The following is a 16,625-nucleotide window of genomic DNA, read 5'->3' on the forward strand; positions in this document are numbered from 1 at the left end:
TTCTTAAAAGCAGACTATATTAGAAACTACTAATGTCCACAGTTCTAGCCACAATATACCCTGGACTAAGCTGCCCAACCAGCCAACACTTTCAACGCCTCCGACATTAGTGCTGCCAGATACTCCATCCAACAGTGCAGTTAAAGCATGTGCAGTAACTGCTATATCCTCGATATCAAATATTTTATAGGCCACCCCACCTAGCAAGATACGACGCAGAAGATTTTGATAACGATCACGAAGCATGCCAACCCTTTCCCGATCACTAGACCGCAGGCCTCTGAACTCATATCGAGTCAAGATTGAACTTTTGAGTCAACGCTAAGCTGAGTGCTCATCGTTTTAGCGCTCTATTGCCAAAACGCTGGTTTGAGCTTGGCGAGGGAATCGACTGTGGTTCCGGCGCGCGGTTGCTAAGTGGATAAAGGCGTCCAACAAACCGCCCTGGATCAAGGTGTCAATCAGGTTTGCGCTCCCCATGCTTAGGCCTGTGCGGGCGCCCGGCATGATGTAAGGGGCGAGGCTCATACTCTCCATGCCGCCAGTGATAATCACTTCAGCGTCACCGCAGCGGATCGTTTGGATACCCAAATGCAAGGCCTTGAGCCCCGAGCCACGGAACTTATTCAGAGTTAGTTCGGGCACCGCGTGTGGCAGACCGGCATTTATCGCTGGCGTGCCGGATCCTGGCCAGACCCAGCAGTCAGAACTTAGCCAAGTATCACTTCATCCACATCAGCACCGTCGAGCCCGGTCTGCTCAACTAGGCGCCTGATCACCGCGGCGCCCAAGTCTACGGCAGATACATTGGCCAGAGCCCCCTGAAAGCTACCGATAGCAGTCCGGGTAGCGGAGACAACTACAACTTCTTGCATGTTGCTCTCCCTCGGGGCGGCGATGGTTATCGCTACGCGTATGTGCGCAATCCGACCCATCCGACAAATGAAGAACCGCCCTTCAAAACATCATGCGTGGTGACATCTTGAAAAGCGGGTGGTGCTCAGAACGTCCTAACCAGGACGTTGTCAATACGATCAGCTTACCGCTGGTACGGATCTGTGCGGTGGGGGGCAGGTGACTGCCATTTCTACCGCAACCGTTGTTTAGACATTGTGCACGGCCCTTCATCCAGTATGCAATTTTCAAGAATTAAATTTTGCCGGTGGTACAGGGAGCGATGAGAACTACTGCGTCTGAGAGTAGTAGAAAGACTATCGTCAACTCAACTAAAAATACAAGGGGCTTTGATGCACCCCCTGCACCAATCGTAATAGTCGATTTACGCAGAAAGAATGATTTTCATGGCTTTTTCTTTTGCTCCATTGAGGAAAACTTGATAGGCGTGCTCTATCTCATCAAGTCTGAAGCGGTGAGTGATCATTTTTTTCAACGGAAGTTTATTTGAAGACGCTACTTTAATTAACAAGGGAGTTGTGTTTGTATTCACTAGGCCGGTGGTAATGGTCAAGTTTTTTATCCAAAGCTTTTGGATCTCAAAGTCAACTTTTACGCCATGAACACCGACATTGGCTATGTGTGCACCTGGCTTGACGATATGTTGGCAAATGTCCCACGTCGCCGGTATACCCACAGCCTCAATCGCCACATCGACACCTTCCTCTACGATTTTAAAAATAGCTTCTACGACATTTTCAGTGCCGGAGTTGATCGTGTGGGTGGCACCGAGCTCCTTGGCAAGTTCCAAACGATTCTCATCCATGTCGATCACAATAATTATCGATGGTGAGTAAAACTGTGCGGTCAACAGCACTGACATACCGACGGGGCCTGCACCAACGATTGCAATCGCATCACCCGGTCGAACATTACCGTATTGAACGCCGATCTCGTGGCCGGTTGGAAGGATGTCGCTGAGCAATACTGCGACCTCATCGTCAATAGTTTGTGGAATTTTGTAGAGACTATTGTCCGCATGGGGAATGCGTACATATTCAGCCTGCACGCCGTCGATCATGTAACCAAGAATCCAGCCACCATCTTTACAATGTGAGTAAAGCTGTTTCTTGCAATAGGTACATGATCCGCATGAGGTCACGCAGGATATTAGTACTTTGTCACCCTTTCTGAAATGTGTGACGCTTCCACCCACCTCTTCGATAATTCCGACGCCCTCGTGCCCTAGAATACGACCGTCGGCAACCTCCGGATTTTTGCCTTTATAGATTCCGAGATCAGTGCCGCAAATTGTAGTTTTTAGTACACGAACGATGGCATCGGTAGGTTTGAGGATAGCTGGCTTCGGTTTTTCTTCTAGAGCGATATTGTGATCACCGTGATAAACGAGCGCTTTCATAAAAATCTCCTGTTTATACAAAACGACTCTGGCAGATAGAGGCGCGAGGTAATGACTAGTAGAGCGATAGCGAAAAAACCGGGTTGTTTCACCACTTCACACGGCGTTTCACCAGTTCTAACGCACCATCGCCTTAAGCGACGGTGTCAGGAAGGTGTGTTGGCCGGACGAAGCCAATATCACGAAGTCGATACAACTGATTGATGCCGGCTACGCCGGCACCAATCACCACTGCATCCAGATGAGTCACTTTACCGTTCCCGGAAGACACAGAGCCGGGTACCAATTGAACACTCATTTTGAAGCCTCATATTGTTATGGTTATATTGATTTTTTTGCCTTTATTTTCTGCAAATGACGAGCAACTTGAAGGCACGGATAAACCATAACAATGAGGATGGGCTCAGCTCTTGAAAGAAACGGTGAAAATATTGAAGAATCTGGTGCAGCGCTGTCAGCCAAGCCTTGCACGACTAGCGATATAGGCCGGGTGATTGCTCTGGACCGCTTGGAAACGCCTTCTGGATATCCTCTAGGTCTTTCCAGGGAAGGCCGCCCAGGGAGTCTTTAACGCAGCCGGGTGCATGCACAAATGTTCCGTCCCTGTCGCATTCAACCTGCTCCGCACGGCAAGTCTTGCACCTGACAGTTCTCTCTGAAATCGTCCAGTTTGCATGCCAATCCATCAGCATTTCTGTAGGAGTCATTGGAATAACACTCTCTGGGAACAACACGAGATTGTCGAGTTTCCTAGGTTCTGTACGGATGACAAGGAAGGAGTCGCAGCAGTTCAATTGACTTGGGCCGGACTGAGACACCCAGCCCTAGTGCAATCACGCCTAGCAGGCGTCCAGTCGCTCGGTGGTAAAAGACGCAATGCGCCAGGCGCCGTCCTCCCACAGAAACACCAGACCGAGTGCAGCCACAATGGCCTCACCCTGCCCCGAGTCGTAACGCCAGAGTTGCTGCATCAACCAGCGGCCACTGGCCTTGAAGCCGTCAATGGTGATTTGCTCACCGGCCAGAAAATGTGCCTTGAACTGAAAGTGTGGGTCAGGAGGCAGATAACCGAGCATCGAAACGATCGCCTCGCGGCCCTTGATACAGCCAAACTGGAGCGCATAGCGCGAGCCGACGCCCTGCCATACCGCATCGCGGCAAAACAATTGCGCCAGTGCCGGCAGACGATCTGCCGGGCCGGGAACATCACACAAGGCCATGTAGCGATGCAGCACCCGACGCACCGCCGATTCAGCTTCGAGTCCACTGATGCGCTCTGCCAGTGCAGCAATATCCGGAAGGGGTGAATTCATGGGAGAGCACCTGTCAACGATAGCGATGACAGGAAATTAGCGATCAGCCGATTGGGCAACAATCACAGGGCCTGATAAACATGTTGCGTTTTACGCAACGAGTTAAGCGCAATCGGGGCTCCCTACGGCACGAATCATGCCTACCCCAAACGCAACGGGTCGGTCATGACTATGCGGATGACACTTTTGAAGTAAGCCGTTCCAGTCGCTGCCCCGATAATCAAAAGCCTACTAATGGAATGTCGAGGGGTCCAGCATGACAAGCGCAGCTCAGGTCAGCCCGCAAACGCTGAGAAAAGTAATTGTCGCTGCCGCCATCGGCAATTTCGTCGAGTGGTTCGACTTCGCCGTCTACGGTTTTCTGGCGACCACCATCGCCCAGCAGTTTTTCCCCAGCGGCGATGCCAGCGTCGCCTTGCTGAAAACCTTCGCGGTGTTCGCCGTGGCCTTTGCCTTCCGGCCTCTGGGCGGGATTTTCTTCGGCATGCTCGGTGACCGGATTGGCCGCAAGCGAACCCTGGCCATGACCATCCTGCTGATGGCGGGTGCGACAACCTTGATCGGGTTGTTGCCCACCTATGCCGCCATCGGGGTCATGGCGCCGATCCTTCTGACCGTCATCCGTTGCGCCCAGGGCTTTTCCGCCGGGGGCGAATACGCAGGTGCCTGTGCCTATCTGATGGAGCATGCACCCAACGATAAACGGGCCTGGTATGGCAGCTTCATTCCGGTCTCGACTTTTTCCGCCTTCGCCGCGGCCGCCGTGGTGGCCTATGCGCTCGAGGCATCACTATCGGCCGAAGCCATGGGCAGCTGGGGCTGGCGCCTGCCGTTCCTGATTGCCGCGCCGCTGGGCCTGGTGGGTCTTTACCTGCGCTGGAAGCTGGATGAAACCCCGGCGTTCCAGGCAGTGACCGAGGAACATGCGGTGGCACACTCCCCGCTCAAGGAAACCTTGCGCAACCATGGCGCGGCGATCTGCTGCCTGGGTGCCTTCGTGTCGCTGACGGCGCTGTCGTTCTATATGTTCACCACCTACTTCGCGACCTACCTGCAAGTCGCGGGCGGTCTGAGTCGCGCGACGGCGTTGCTGGTGTCGCTGATTGCCTTGATCTTCGCCGCGGCGATCTGCCCCCTGGCCGGGCTGTATTCGGACCGGGTCGGGCGTCGGGCGACGGTAATGACCGCTTGCGCCCTGTTGATCGTGGCGGTGTATCCCTCGTTCCTGATGGCCAGTTCCGGGTCGTTCGCCGCCTCCATCGTCGGCGTCATGCTGCTGGCGATCGGCGCGGTGTTGTGTGGTGTGGTCACCGCGGCCCTGCTCTCGGAAACCTTCCCCACCCGTACTCGCTATACCGCGTCGGCGATTACCTACAACATGGCCTACACCCTGTTCGGTGGCACCGCGCCGCTGGTGGCGACGTGGCTGATCAGCACCACCGGCAGCAACCTGTCGCCCGCGTTCTATCTGATGGCGGTTGCGTTGCTCGCGCTGGCCGGTGGTTTGGCGTTGCCGGAGACGTCGAGGGTTTCCCTGCATGATGTGCCGACCAGGGAGAGTGGCGTAGGGCTGCGGCCTGAGGGTTCCCGCTGAAGAGTGGCGCTTGTCGCAATGGCGAATGAGCGCCTGTGGCAAGCGGGATCAGTAGGAAAAATCATGCCCCAATTCCTTCTGCATCCACTCAAGGAATCGCCTGACCCGAGGAAAGTTGGAGTGGGCCCTGGGGAAAACCAGATGGTGAGCAGTGATCGAAGCGCTCAGCTCAGGGGCCACTTCAACCAAGGCACCGCGTGCGAGATAATCTTGCGCCAGCAACGTGCTTTCCAAAGCAAAGCCAAGTCCGTGGCTGGCGGCTTCCAGCGTCATGTATGAGCGATCAAAACTCAGCGAATAGGGTTTTTCGGGACGTGACAGGCCAAGTTGCGCAAACAACTGTGGCCATTTGATCAGCGTGGCTTCCGACAGAATCAGATTGCTGTCCAGCAGATCCGCAACCACCCGGATGGGACGCTTTGCCAGCAGCTTCGGGGAAGCCATCACCGCAATCTTTTCATTGCGCACCGTGCGCACTTCAAAACTCGGCCAATTCGGCATGCCATGGCGAATATCCACATCGATCTTGTCTCGACTGAAGTGCAGTGATTCGTAGGAGCACGAGAGGTTGAGCTGGATATCGGGATGGCTCTGGCGAAACTGTTCCAGGCGCGGCATCAGCCACAGCAGGCCGAAACTGGGCGAGGAGTGCAACCGCAGGCAATCCAGGCTGACATCACTGGTGGCACGTTCAGTGGCTACCGCCAGGCTGTGCAAGATGCCGGAAACCTCAGTCAGGTATTGCTCGCCAACCGGCGTCAGCGTCACGCCTCTGGCCGTCCGGAAAAACAACTGTCGACCGATCATCGCCTCCAGTTTGGCCAACTGATGGCTGACTGCCGAGGGGGTCAGATCGAGCAATTCCGCCGCGCGAGCGACATTGCCGAAGCGAGCCGTCTGTTCAAAGGCCTGAATGGCTTTCAGGGGTGGCAGTATCGGAGGTGCATCGCCGGGTGAGGCCATGATTATTATTTTCCCGCTGCAGACGGCGTAAGCCGGACGTTCAGCTATTCAACCACCCGATCATTGTGTTGGCGAGTGCTGAATTTTTTTCAGCATCAAGTGACATTCGCGTTATTGCTCAAGGCAAGCCCGGGGACCAAGCTGAGTCATCGATTCGTTGTGGGTCGACCCAATAAAAACAATCAGAGGAACTCCTCCATGCTTCTTCAAGGCAAAGTCGCGATCATCACTGGTGCCGCCTCCGCACGTGGCATTGGCCGCGCTACGGCGACCACCTTCGCGCAACAGGGCGCTCGCGTCGTGATCCTCGATCTGGACGAATCCGCCGCTCGTGATGCCGCTGCTTCGCTGGGCGAAGGACATCTAGGTCTTGCAGCCAACGTCGCTGACGAATCGCAGGTTCAGTCAGCCGTCGCCAAAATCATCGAACATTTCGGCCGCATCGACATTCTCGTCAACAACGCCGGCATCACCCAGCCACTCAAGACGCTGGACATCCGCCCTGGCGATTACGACAAGGTGTTGGACGTCAGCCTACGTGGCACCTTGCTCATGTCGCAGGCGGTGATCCCGATCATGCGCCAACAGTCTTGCGGCAGCATCGTCTGCATGTCCTCGGTTTCCGCGCAACGCGGCGGCGGCATTTTCGGTGGCCCCCATTACAGCGCTGCCAAAGCCGGTGTGCTGGGCCTGGCCAAAGCCATGGCCCGGGAATTGGGACCGGACAAGGTACGCGTCAACTCCATCGCACCCGGTTTGATTCACACCGACATCACCGGTGGCCTGATGCAGGACGAGCGCAGACACGCGATCATCGACGGTATCCCGTTGGGGCGTCTGGGTGAAGCCCAGGATGTGGCGAATGCGGCCCTGTTCCTGGCCAGCGACCTATCCTCCTACCTGACCGGCATCACCCTGGATGTGAACGGCGGCATGCTGATTCACTGAGGACACCTGGCGGGCCTTGCGGCCCGTGCGGTTCTGGATCGACGACGCAGCCAGGCCTTATGGCCTGGCGGTCAATAAAAACAAGAGATCAGACCATCATGACAACCCTGTCGCTCGAAGCGGTTTCGACCGTGCGCTCCAACGCCTACCGGAAAACCGCGTGGCGCCTGATGCCGTTCCTGATGCTGTGCTACCTGTGTGCCTATCTCGATCGGGTCAATGTCGGCTTTGCCAAGCTGCAAATGATGAACGATCTGGCGCTCAGCGAAACGGTCTATGGGCTGGGCGCGGGCATGTTCTTCATCGGCTACTTCCTCTGCGAAGTCCCTAGCAACATAATCCTGCACAAGGTCGGTGCGCGGGTCTGGATCGCGCGCATCATGATCACTTGGGGCATCGTCTCGGCGCTGTTCGCCTTCGTCGAAACGGCGTGGCAATTCTATGCCTTGCGCTTTCTGCTCGGCATCGCCGAGGCCGGCCTGGCACCAGGTCTGTTGCTGTACCTGACCTACTGGTTTCCATCTTATCGCCGTGCCCGCATGACTGTGTTGTGGTTTATCGCCATTCCGCTGTCAGGCATGGTGGGTGGCCCCCTCTCCGGCTGGATCATGACCCAGTTTGCCGGCGTACACGGTTGGGCGGGATGGCAATGGATGTTCGTGCTGGAGGCCGTGCCCACCGTCGTGGTTGGACTGCTGGTATTGAGCTATCTCAAGGATGGCGTGCATCAAGCCAGCTGGCTCAACGACGACGAAAAAGCGCTGATCAGCCGCGAGCTGGCCGAGGATGACCAGAAAAAAGTTACACACGCCTCGGTAGGCGAATTCATCCGTGACCGTCGTCTCTGGTTATTGGCCGCCATCTACTTCTGTGTCGTGATGGGACAGTACGCAATCACCTTCTGGTTGCCGACCCTGGTGCGTAACGCAGGGGTGTCCGACCCGATGAAAATCGGCGTGCTGACCAGCCTGCCCTACCTCTGTGCAATTGTGGCCATGCTGTATGCCGGACGCAGTGGTGACAAACATCGCGAACGCCGCTGGCACCTCATCATACCGATGATCGCGGGTGCTATCGGACTAACCCTGGCGGCAATGATGGGGGGAAATGTGACGCTCTCCATTCTGAGTCTTTGCCTGGCCGCTTCCGGAATTCTGTCGGCGACGTCGATGTTCTGGATGTTACCCACCACGTTGCTCGGTGGCGTGTCTGCCGCCGCAGGCATTGCGGCGGTCAACAGCTTCGCCAACCTCGCCGGCTTCTGCTCGCCTTACCTGATTGGCTGGATTACCACGCTGACCGGATCCAGCGCCATCGGCATGTACCTCATCACCGGCGTACTGGTGGGCGGAGCCCTGTTGGTACTGCGCATTCCCGCCGCCCTGGTCAATCGTTGATTTAACGGAGTTTTTAGCATGACTACTAATCCTTCATACGCTTCATCCAAGACTCTGGCGGAGCGAGCACACAACATTCGTCGGCACGCACTGCGAATGGGTCAAGTCCAGGGCCAGGGCTATGTTGGTCAAGCCCTCGGCGCCGCTGACCTGCTCGCAGTCTCGTACTTCCATGCCTTGAACTATCGGCCTGAAGACCCGGAATGGGAGCAACGTGATCGTTTCTACCTCTCCATCGGTCACTACGCGATTGCACTGTATGCGGCCTTGATCGAAGCAGAAATCATCCCGCTCGATGAGCTGGAAACCTACGGCTCGGATGACAGCCGCCTGCCCATGTCGGGCATGGCGACCTACACCCCGGGCATGGAAATCACCGGTGGTTCGCTCGGCCAGGGCCTGGGCATCGCGGTCGGTGGCTGCCTGGGCCTCAAGCGCAAAGGCTCGCCCTCCTTCGTCTACAACCTGCTGTCGGACGGCGAATTGAATGAAGGCTCGACCTGGGAGGCCGTGATGTCGGCGTCGCATTGGAAGCTCGACAACCTGATCGCCATTGTCGACGTCAACAACCAGCAAGCCGATGGCTATTCCAGCGAAATCCTCTCGTTCGAACCGATCGTAGATCGCTGGCAGGCATTTGGCTGGTTCACCCAACGGGTCGATGGCAATGATCTGGATGCATTGGTTACTGCTTTCGACGCCGCGCGCAGTCATCCAGGGACTCAACCACGGGTCATCATCTGCGATACCAAAATGGGTAAAGGTGTGCCCTTCCTTGAAACCCGGGAGAAGACGCACTTCATTCGCGTGGAAGAGCACGAATGGGATCTGGCACTGAGCACCCTGGAAGAAGGTAAAAACCAATGAGCAATGCAACCAACACTCCGGCTTCGACTGGTGAGCCAGCCAAAAAGCGCCTGACCACCTCAGCGATGATCGCCTCGATTGCTTCTGAAGGCCAGGCCACCCGATCCGCGCCCTTTGGCCATGCGCTGGCCGCCCTGGCCGATCAGCGTCCAGACATCGTTGGCATGTCCGCCGATTTATCCAAGTACACCGATCTGCACATCTTCGCCAAGGCTCACCCGGATCGTTTCTATCAAATGGGCATGGCCGAACAGCTGCTGATGAGTGCCGCGGCGGGGATGGCCCGTGAAGGCTTCGTGCCCTTCGCCACGACCTATGCCGTATTCGCCTCCCGCCGCGCCTATGACTTCATCTGCATGGCGATTGCCGAGGAAAACCTCAACGTCAAAATCGTCTGCGGCCTGCCCGGCCTGACCACCGGCTACGGCCCGAGCCACCAGGCCACGGACGACCTGGCGATCTTCCGTGCCATGCCCAACCTGATGATCGTCGATCCCTGCGATGCACTGGAAATCGAACAGGCCGTGCCCGCCATCGCTGCGCACCAAGGGCCGGTCTACATGCGCTTGCTGCGCGGCAACGTGCCGCTGGTGCTGGACGAATACGGCTACAAGTTCGAGATCGGCAAGGCCAAGACCCTGCGTACCGGCAACGACGTGCTAATCATTTCTACGGGCTTGATGACCATGCGCGCCCTGGAAGCGGCCAAGCAGTTGCAAGCAGATGGCGTTGAAGTCGCCGTGCTGCACGTACCGACGATCAAACCGCTGGATGAACAGACCATCCTTGCTGAAGCCAGAAAGCCCGGTCGACTGGTAGTGACAGCAGAAAACAGCTCCATCATCGGTGGCCTGGGCGAGGCTGTTGCGACGGTCCTGCTGCGCAACGGCGTAACACCGACCTTCAGGCAAATTGCCTTGCCAGATGCCTTCCTCGATGCCGGAGCGCTGCCGACACTCCATGATCGTTATGGCATTTCAACCCAAGCCGTTTGCACACAAATCAAAGCCTGGCTGTAACGGCAAAGTTCATGGCACCCGGAAATGGGTGCCATGCTGTTCGGCGCGAAAGGGGCGCAATATTGAAACCACATGAATTGCTTGATCCCGAGTTTCACGGTTTTCTGACACCAGGCGCAGAAGACTGGTCGCTCGCCACGCTGCCAACTATCCGGGCGCGTGTCAGCGCGACTTACGCATCCAGGCAGGATGCCCGTTGTGAAGAATCATGGACGACAGCAGAGGCGGATGGAGAAGCTCTACGCCTGTGTCTTTACAGGCCTCAAGGAACAACAAGCGCTATAGCCCTGCCGGCGATCCTTTATGTTCACGGCGGAGGCTTCGTCCTTGGCCAGCCTGAAATGGCAGATGACTACCTGGCCGATCTAGCCGAAGAACTGAACACGCTGATTGTCGCAGTTGATTATCGATTGGCTCCTGAACACCCTTTTCCAATACCTCTTGAAGACTGCTATGCGGCACTCGGCTGGATATTTGCCAATCAGCGCAAGTACCGCATAAATCCGCGGAACGTGGTGGTCATGGGGCACAGCGCAGGTGGAGGGCTGGCGGCCGCATTGGCCATCCTGGCGCGTGACCGAGGGGAATATCCGCTCGCCGCGCAGATGCTTGTCTATCCCATGCTTGATTACCGTACGGGCGCCGCAGATTCCCCCCACACCAACGAAAGCACAGGTACCTTCAGCTGGCTGCCGACGCCAAACCAATTCTGTTGGGATTGCCTTCGCGCAAGCTACAGCCTCGACGATGAACGTATCGGTTTATTTTCACCGTCCATGCAACTGAACCTGCACGGCCTGCCTCCGAGCTTCCTGTCCGTAGGGTCGCTGGATCTATTTCTTGAAGAAGACATCGACTATGCACTGCGACTATCCCGCGCAGGCGTTGCCGTAGAACTTCACGTCTACCCTGGAGCGCCCCACATGTTCGACCAGCAGCCAGGACGCATCACGGCCCAGTCCAATCTCGATATTGTTCGCGCGTTGAAAAAATTCGTGAAGCAGAGTTAGGCCGACCATTCACTCCCGTGCCTTGACCTGCGCCGCTAATTGTTCGTGGTTCGTGCCGTGGTCGAGGATTCATCACGAAACCTCTGGCCGCTGGTCTACGCTGAAGACAAAGCCGGAGAATCCAATCATGTGCGGACGCCTTTCCCAGTATCGGGGCATTCACGACTTCGTCGCGGCGCTCAGCATTCCCAACGCCCTGATCAACTATGCCGGCGACCAACCGTTGGCGCGTTATAACGCCGCGCCGACCACTCAACTCGCCCTCTTTCACCAGGAAGGCCAGTTTTTGCGCGCCGACCTGGTGCGCTGGGGCTGGCGTCCGCACTGGGCCAAGGACCGCGCCGCGCCGATCAACGCCCGGGTCGAGAAAGTCGCCCATGGTCCATTCTTCAAAGCGATCTGGCCGCGCCGGGCGATCATCGCCATCGACAACTGGTTTGAATGGGTCGATGAAGGGGGACCAAAGAAGCAGCCTTACCTGATCCGTCACTGTGACCGAACGCCGATCCTCTGCGCCGCAATCGGCCAGTACCCCAACGCCGAGCACGAGCCGGGCGAACACGACGGCTTCGTCATCATCACCGCCGACAGCGCCGGCGGCATGGTGGACATCCACGACCGGCGGCCCGTGACCTTATCGCCGGAACTGGCCCGGGAATGGCTGGAGCCCACGACGCCCATGGAGCGCGCCGAGCACATGGCGCTGTTTCAAGGCGAGCCGACCGAGGCTTTCGAGTGGTTCAAGGTGGACCGCGCGATTGGCAACGTTCGCAACCAGAGCGCCCAGGTGATCGACCCTATGGACGAGATCGAGGGTGATGGCTGCACATGACGCGCCCTGGTTTGCAGCTCGACTCTGCGCGACTAAAACAACGGCCGCACGCCCAGGCATGCGTACCGTAACGACCTCGTTGCTTACTCGCCGTAGATATCGAAGTCGAAATACTTCTGGCGAATAGTGTCGTAGGTGCCGTTGGCCCGAATCGTCGCCAGTGCCTGATTGAAGCGACCCGCCAGCGGATCGTTCTTGCGCACGGCAATGCCGATGCCGGTACCGAAGAACTGCTCTTCGGTAAAACTCGGGCCGACGAATTCGAAGTCCTGCCCTTGCGGCCGCTTCAACAGGCTTTCATCGATCACCACCGAACTGGCCATGGTTGCATCGAGGCGCCCGCCCAGCAGGTCGAGAAAGATTTCATTCTGCGAGCCGTAGCGCACCACTTCGGCACCGGCCGGGGCAAATTTTTCGGTGACGTAGCGATCGAAGTTGGTCGCGCGCTGCACCCCGATCCGCTTGCCTTTGAGCTGCGCCGGAATCTCGCTGATGCCGCTGCCCTTCTTGAACACCAGGCGCGCCGGAATGCGGTAATAGCGATTGCTGAAGTCGACCGATTTCATTCGCTCCGGGGTCATGGACATCGAAGAAATCACCGCGTCGACTTTTTTCACCTTGAGCGCGGGAATCAGCCCGTCGAACTCCTGTTCCTGCCATACGCACTGCACCTTCATCTCGGCGCACAGTGCCTGGCCGATGTCGTAGTCGAAGCCGACGATGGTGTTATCCGGCGTCTTCGACGCGAATGGCGGGTAAGCCGCTTCGATGCCCAGGCGCAGGGGTTGCTCCGCCGCCTGCAGGTTGGCGCCGAACGCCAGCAGCGAGATCAGGCCCATTTTCAATACCGTGTTTTTTACGTTCATTCATGGCTCCAGATGCGATGTTGTTTATGTCGGGCGCTCCAAAAAGAAGGCGTCCGTTATGGCAGCGGCAATGTGAACAAGGAGATGACGGCTCTGTCGGCCGCCTGCTCCGTCGTAGCGCCAGGCATCCACCCGGCGCTACGGGTACTCAGACGGCGGCGGTGACGATCAACTCCAACAGGATCTGCGGATCATCGAACATCACTTGAGCGGTGGCCCGTGCCGGGGTTTGTGCGGCGTCGACCCAGGCGCTCCAGGTTTCATTCATGCCGGCGAAATCGGCGTCCATGTCTTTCATCCAGATCTGCACGCTGAGCAGCCGGCGCTTGTCGCTGCCGGAGATTTCCAGCAGTTCGTCGAGGCGTTGCAGCACTTGGCGCGTCTGGCCACGGATGTCCTGGTTGCAGTCGGCGGCGACAATGCCGCTGAGCCAGGCCACGCCGTTATGCACGACGCTGCGGCTCAGGCGTGGATTGCTTTCGATGCGTTGAATAAGGCTCATACAGGCTCCTGGGTGAGAGGTGTCTCAGTGGATAATTGGGCAAGGGTGATGGGTTTGAGTGGCGATCGAATGCGGTAATACCCGACCTCGGCGGCGGGGACCTGGCGCTGTTCGGCAATGATTTCGGTGACGCTCAAGCCGCACAGCCGACCCTGGCAGGGCCCCATCCCGCAGCGGCCGAATGCCTTGGCCTGATTGGGCCCCAGGCAGCCGAGGGCGACATGCTGGCGGATCGCGCCGGCGCTGACGTCTTCGCAGCGACAGACAATCACCTCGTCGGCGGGAATGCGGTTTTGCGGTTGCGGGCGGTATAGCGCATCAATCAGTGGCCGTGCAGCACGCAGGCGGATCAAGGCCTTTCGATAAGGCGCGGCAAGTTGCTGCAGCTGTTGCGCATCAATCTTTCCCGAGCTGGCGGCAATCGCCAGCCCGGCCAGGCGGCCTTCGAGCAGCGCCACTTGCGCACCGCCGATCGCGCCACCGTCACCGGCGATAAAAATGCCCGGCAGGCGGGTTTGACCCTGGCTGTCGCGGCGCGCGATCCAGCACAGTTGCTGTTCGCTCCAGTCATGTTCGAGGCGCAACGACCAGCTGATCTGAGTGTTGGGGACCACGCCCTGGTGCAGCAGAACCAGCGAGGCTGGAAGGGTCCGGCGTCGACCGCCACTGTTGAAACTCAGGGCGCTGGCCTGCGTCGGGCCTTCGATCTGGAAATCCCTGGCATCACGGAAATGCCTGACCCCGGCGCGTTTCAATTCGACCAGCAATTGCAGGCCCTTGAGCAGGTCACGCCAGCCGCGCAGGGCGCCCGGGATGTTGCGCCAGGCCCGTGGCAGATCACCCCGGCCACTGGTGTCCACCAGCGCTTCGATGGCGATGCCGGCTCGCAGGTATTGCACCGCCAGCAGGTACAACAAGGGGCCGCAGCCAGCCAGGACCACGGGGCCTTGCGGTACCAGCGCGGCGCTTTTAAGCAGGATCTGTCCGGCGCCTGCAGTCATCACGCCCGGCAAGGTCCAGCCCGGAATGGGCATCGGTCGTTCGAACGCACCGGTGGCGATCAACACATGACGCCCGTGCAGGATTTGCGCGCGGCCATCGATCAGGTAATGCACCTGACGCTGGGGCGTCACCTGCCAGATCGACGCGTTGGCCAGGTGCCGGGCCCCGCACCGGAGGAACTGTTCGACCAGCCCCGCGCCTGCCTCATAGTCATCACCCAAGACCCTGCGGCTGCGCGCATCGGCCTGGCGGATGTTGCGATAGATTTGCCCGCCGGGGCTGCCCTGCTCGTCCAGCACCACTACCGATAATCCGTGGCGCTTGGCCTCGATGGCCGCGCTCATCCCCGCCGGGCCGGCACCGATCACGATCAGGTCGACTGTTGGCTTATTCATCAGCGCCCTCCTCGTCGTGATCTGCGCCCAAAAAATCCCGGGCTCCGCGCTGGCGCAGAACACGCATGCCCGCTCGAACCGGCAGCAGGCACGCCTGACAGTTGGCTTGCCCGTCCACCTCGACCAGGCATTCGAAGCACACGCCCATCATGCAAAACGGCGCGCCGAGCCTGCCGCTGACCGCACTTTCGCGGGTGTGAGTGACACCGCTGAGCAACAATGCCGCGGCCAGGGAAATGCCGGCGGGCACCGACAACAAAGCGCCTTCGAATTCGATCTGTACGGTTTTTTCCGCGGGTTCAAACGCCCGAAACAAACTGTCAGCTGGCATGGCGCACCTCGGGTTGGTGATTGAAGCGCTGCAAGCTGAAAGGCGCCACGGCCGGCTCGTCATAGTCGCCGGCAATCCACGGCGCCAGGCGCAAGGCATGGATCGCCGCCAGGGTTACGCCGCTGTGGCAACTGACCACTACCGCCCCAGGGCAGGCCTGCGAAGCTTCGTAGATGGGAAAACCGTCGGCGCTCATCACCCGTAGCGCTCCCCAGGCCCGCACCATCCGGACCTGCCCCAACCGCGGAAAGCACTGCACGGCGCGCCGGGCGATGGTGCCCATCACTTCGCTGCTGGTGCCGTCGTCGAAACCCACCGATTCATGGGAGTCGCCCAGCTGCACCGTGCCTTCGTCGGTCTGGCGCACGTAGGTGGTGGGGTAATGCAGAAAGGGCTGGAGTCGCTCGGTGACCAGGATCTGCCCGCGATTGGGGCTCACGGGCACGTCCATCCCCAGCTGCGCGCCCAATGCGCGATTGCCGAGTCCGGCGGCCAGTACCAGTTGCCCGGCGTGCCAGCGCTGTCCACCGGCGTCCAGTTCAAAGCCCGAGGCGCGCTGGCCAATGGCGCTGACCCGCTGGCCATTTATGATCCTGACCCCGCGCGCCTGGCAGGCGGCGTATAGCGCACGCAACAATTTCAACGGATTGACCTGGCCGTCCATGGGCGAATAACAGCCGCCCACGACCGACGGCCCCACGCCCGGCAAGCGAGCGCGCAGTTGGGCCGCGTCCAGCAACTCGAATGGATAATCACCGTGCATGGCGTCGCGCAACCAGAGCAATCGACGGCTCTCCTCGGCCATCTCCTGCTCACTCAAACACAGCTGGAAGCCGCCCGGCTGACGCAGATGCAGGTCAATGTCGCTGTCGGCCTGCAAGGCGGCGGCGAAGCGTGGCCACAGCGCCACCGAATCCCGGGTCCATTGCGCATAGGGACTCATCCCGTAGCCCTTGCCCTGAACCCAGAGCAGGCCGAAGTTGCCCCGCGCCGCCCGAAAGGCGTTGTCCCCTTCATCGAGGATGCTGACCTGGCGACCGAGCAAGGCCAGACCATAGGCAATGGACAGCCCCACCAACCCGCCTCCTACGATAACCACATCAGTTTTTTGCATGAGTTGCGCTGTCGCTCTTTATACGCCCCAGGAATTACCTGCAGCGCAGGCATTACGCCTGGATGATCTTGAGATTTAAGATCCTAGAGAGCTGACAGCGGCTTGAAAAATGCTTTATTTTGGCAAGGTCATGTCTTTTTGTTATGGATTTTTATAAG

The 16,625-nt window shown here is 58.5% G+C and carries 16 protein-coding genes and 1 pseudogene; 7 read left to right on the forward strand and 10 right to left on the reverse strand.

Features of this window, described 5'->3' with window-relative positions; all coding sequences use genetic code 11:
* Window positions 1-3 precede the first annotated feature (3 nt).
* The 4 genes and pseudogenes from ACA041_RS18140 to ACA041_RS18155 all read right to left on the reverse strand — a co-directional run bounded on the left by ACA041_RS18140 (window position 4) and on the right by ACA041_RS18155 (window position 3,627).
* Complete coding sequence (locus ACA041_RS18140; RefSeq protein WP_497435079.1) at window positions 4-300, reverse strand: hypothetical protein; 297 nt, start codon at window positions 298-300, stop codon at window positions 4-6.
* Between the two features lie 123 nt (window positions 301-423).
* A pseudogene (locus ACA041_RS18145) lies at window positions 424-875 on the reverse strand (thiolase family protein); the annotation flags it as partial.
* Window positions 876-1,279: 404 nt separating this feature from the next.
* Window positions 1,280-2,314, reverse strand: a complete 1,035-nt coding sequence (locus ACA041_RS18150; RefSeq protein ID WP_497435084.1) for a zinc-dependent alcohol dehydrogenase family protein — start codon at window positions 2,312-2,314, stop codon at window positions 1,280-1,282.
* Window positions 2,315-3,153: 839 nt separating this feature from the next.
* Window positions 3,154-3,627: a nuclear transport factor 2 family protein gene (locus ACA041_RS18155; RefSeq protein WP_497435086.1), complete on the reverse strand. Its 474-nt coding sequence runs from the start codon at window positions 3,625-3,627 to the stop codon at window positions 3,154-3,156.
* A 256-nt stretch (window positions 3,628-3,883) separates the two neighbouring features.
* Here ACA041_RS18155 and ACA041_RS18160 point away from each other — a divergent pair, with 256 nt between their 5' ends.
* Window positions 3,884-5,221 (forward strand): MFS transporter, encoded by a 1,338-nt coding sequence (locus ACA041_RS18160; RefSeq protein WP_497435088.1) that lies wholly within the window; start codon window positions 3,884-3,886, stop codon window positions 5,219-5,221.
* Window positions 5,222-5,269: 48 nt separating this feature from the next.
* Here the strand turns inward: ACA041_RS18160 and ACA041_RS18165 are convergent, their stop codons facing one another.
* Entirely contained in the window at window positions 5,270-6,184 is a 915-nt protein-coding gene (locus tag ACA041_RS18165; RefSeq protein WP_497435090.1) for a LysR substrate-binding domain-containing protein, read from the reverse strand.
* 198 nt (window positions 6,185-6,382) lie between these two features.
* On the opposite strand from ACA041_RS18165, the gene ACA041_RS18170 reads away from it, so the two are divergent.
* From ACA041_RS18170 to ACA041_RS18195, 6 genes are all read left to right on the forward strand, one after another.
* A complete protein-coding gene (locus ACA041_RS18170; RefSeq protein WP_497435094.1) occupies window positions 6,383-7,132 on the forward strand; it encodes an SDR family NAD(P)-dependent oxidoreductase in 750 nt (249 codons plus the stop codon).
* Window positions 7,133-7,230: 98 nt separating this feature from the next.
* On the forward strand, window positions 7,231-8,529 hold the full coding sequence (locus ACA041_RS18175; RefSeq protein WP_497435099.1) for an MFS transporter: 1,299 nt from the start codon (window positions 7,231-7,233) through the stop codon (window positions 8,527-8,529).
* 18 nt (window positions 8,530-8,547) lie between these two features.
* The gene (locus ACA041_RS18180; protein ID WP_497435105.1) at window positions 8,548-9,396 is read left to right on the forward strand and encodes a transketolase; all 849 of its coding nucleotides are present in this window, start codon (window positions 8,548-8,550) and stop codon (window positions 9,394-9,396) included.
* On the forward strand, window positions 9,393-10,415 hold the full coding sequence (locus ACA041_RS18185) for a transketolase family protein (RefSeq protein WP_497435111.1): 1,023 nt from the start codon (window positions 9,393-9,395) through the stop codon (window positions 10,413-10,415). The genes ACA041_RS18180 and ACA041_RS18185 overlap by 4 nt, the downstream gene beginning before the upstream one ends.
* 62 nt (window positions 10,416-10,477) lie before the next feature.
* On the forward strand, window positions 10,478-11,425 hold the full coding sequence (locus ACA041_RS18190; RefSeq protein WP_497435116.1) for an alpha/beta hydrolase: 948 nt from the start codon (window positions 10,478-10,480) through the stop codon (window positions 11,423-11,425).
* Between the two features lie 127 nt (window positions 11,426-11,552).
* Entirely contained in the window at window positions 11,553-12,257 is a 705-nt protein-coding gene (locus ACA041_RS18195; RefSeq protein WP_497435122.1) for an SOS response-associated peptidase family protein, read from the forward strand.
* An 83-nt stretch (window positions 12,258-12,340) separates the two neighbouring features.
* Here the strand turns inward: ACA041_RS18195 and ACA041_RS18200 are convergent, their stop codons facing one another.
* The 5 genes from ACA041_RS18200 to ACA041_RS18220 form a co-directional block, all read right to left on the reverse strand.
* Window positions 12,341-13,123, reverse strand: a complete 783-nt coding sequence (locus ACA041_RS18200; protein ID WP_497435125.1) for an ABC transporter substrate-binding protein — start codon at window positions 13,121-13,123, stop codon at window positions 12,341-12,343.
* A gap of 148 nt (window positions 13,124-13,271) precedes the next feature.
* The gene (locus ACA041_RS18205) at window positions 13,272-13,625 is read right to left on the reverse strand and encodes a RidA family protein (protein ID WP_497435127.1); all 354 of its coding nucleotides are present in this window, start codon (window positions 13,623-13,625) and stop codon (window positions 13,272-13,274) included.
* On the reverse strand, window positions 13,622-15,022 hold the full coding sequence (locus tag ACA041_RS18210; protein WP_497435132.1) for an FAD-dependent oxidoreductase: 1,401 nt from the start codon (window positions 15,020-15,022) through the stop codon (window positions 13,622-13,624). Before ACA041_RS18210 ends, ACA041_RS18205 begins: the two co-directional genes overlap by 4 nt.
* Complete coding sequence (locus ACA041_RS18215; RefSeq protein ID WP_497435137.1) at window positions 15,015-15,353, reverse strand: (2Fe-2S)-binding protein; 339 nt, start codon at window positions 15,351-15,353, stop codon at window positions 15,015-15,017. Before ACA041_RS18215 ends, ACA041_RS18210 begins: the two co-directional genes overlap by 8 nt.
* Window positions 15,343-16,467: an NAD(P)/FAD-dependent oxidoreductase gene (locus ACA041_RS18220; protein WP_497435141.1), complete on the reverse strand. Its 1,125-nt coding sequence runs from the start codon at window positions 16,465-16,467 to the stop codon at window positions 15,343-15,345. The genes ACA041_RS18215 and ACA041_RS18220 overlap by 11 nt, the downstream gene beginning before the upstream one ends.
* Between the last annotated feature and the right edge of the window lie 158 nt (window positions 16,468-16,625).

The sequence above is a fragment of the Pseudomonas sp. LBUM1676 genome (assembly GCF_059695605.1).

Excerpts from the sequence above, each read along its gene's own strand:
- ACA041_RS18150 (WP_497435084.1), bottom strand. The coding sequence starts at position 2,314 with ATGAAAGCGCTCGTTTATCACGGTGATCACAATATCGCTCTAGAAGAA.
- ACA041_RS18155 (WP_497435086.1), bottom strand. The coding sequence starts at position 3,627 with ATGAATTCACCCCTTCCGGATATTGCTGCACTGGCAGAGCGCATCAGT.
- ACA041_RS18160 (WP_497435088.1), top strand. The coding sequence starts at position 3,884 with ATGACAAGCGCAGCTCAGGTCAGCCCGCAAACGCTGAGAAAAGTAATT.
- ACA041_RS18165 (WP_497435090.1), bottom strand. The coding sequence starts at position 6,184 with ATGGCCTCACCCGGCGATGCACCTCCGATACTGCCACCCCTGAAAGCC.
- ACA041_RS18170 (WP_497435094.1), top strand. The coding sequence starts at position 6,383 with ATGCTTCTTCAAGGCAAAGTCGCGATCATCACTGGTGCCGCCTCCGCA.
- ACA041_RS18175 (WP_497435099.1), top strand. The coding sequence starts at position 7,231 with ATGACAACCCTGTCGCTCGAAGCGGTTTCGACCGTGCGCTCCAACGCC.
- ACA041_RS18180 (WP_497435105.1), top strand. The coding sequence starts at position 8,548 with ATGACTACTAATCCTTCATACGCTTCATCCAAGACTCTGGCGGAGCGA.
- ACA041_RS18185 (WP_497435111.1), top strand. The coding sequence starts at position 9,393 with ATGAGCAATGCAACCAACACTCCGGCTTCGACTGGTGAGCCAGCCAAA.
- ACA041_RS18195 (WP_497435122.1), top strand. The coding sequence starts at position 11,553 with ATGTGCGGACGCCTTTCCCAGTATCGGGGCATTCACGACTTCGTCGCG.
- ACA041_RS18200 (WP_497435125.1), bottom strand. The coding sequence starts at position 13,123 with ATGAACGTAAAAAACACGGTATTGAAAATGGGCCTGATCTCGCTGCTG.
- ACA041_RS18205 (WP_497435127.1), bottom strand. The coding sequence starts at position 13,625 with ATGAGCCTTATTCAACGCATCGAAAGCAATCCACGCCTGAGCCGCAGC.
- ACA041_RS18210 (WP_497435132.1), bottom strand. The coding sequence starts at position 15,022 with ATGAATAAGCCAACAGTCGACCTGATCGTGATCGGTGCCGGCCCGGCG.
- ACA041_RS18215 (WP_497435137.1), bottom strand. The coding sequence starts at position 15,353 with ATGCCAGCTGACAGTTTGTTTCGGGCGTTTGAACCCGCGGAAAAAACC.
- ACA041_RS18220 (WP_497435141.1), bottom strand. The coding sequence starts at position 16,467 with ATGCAAAAAACTGATGTGGTTATCGTAGGAGGCGGGTTGGTGGGGCTG.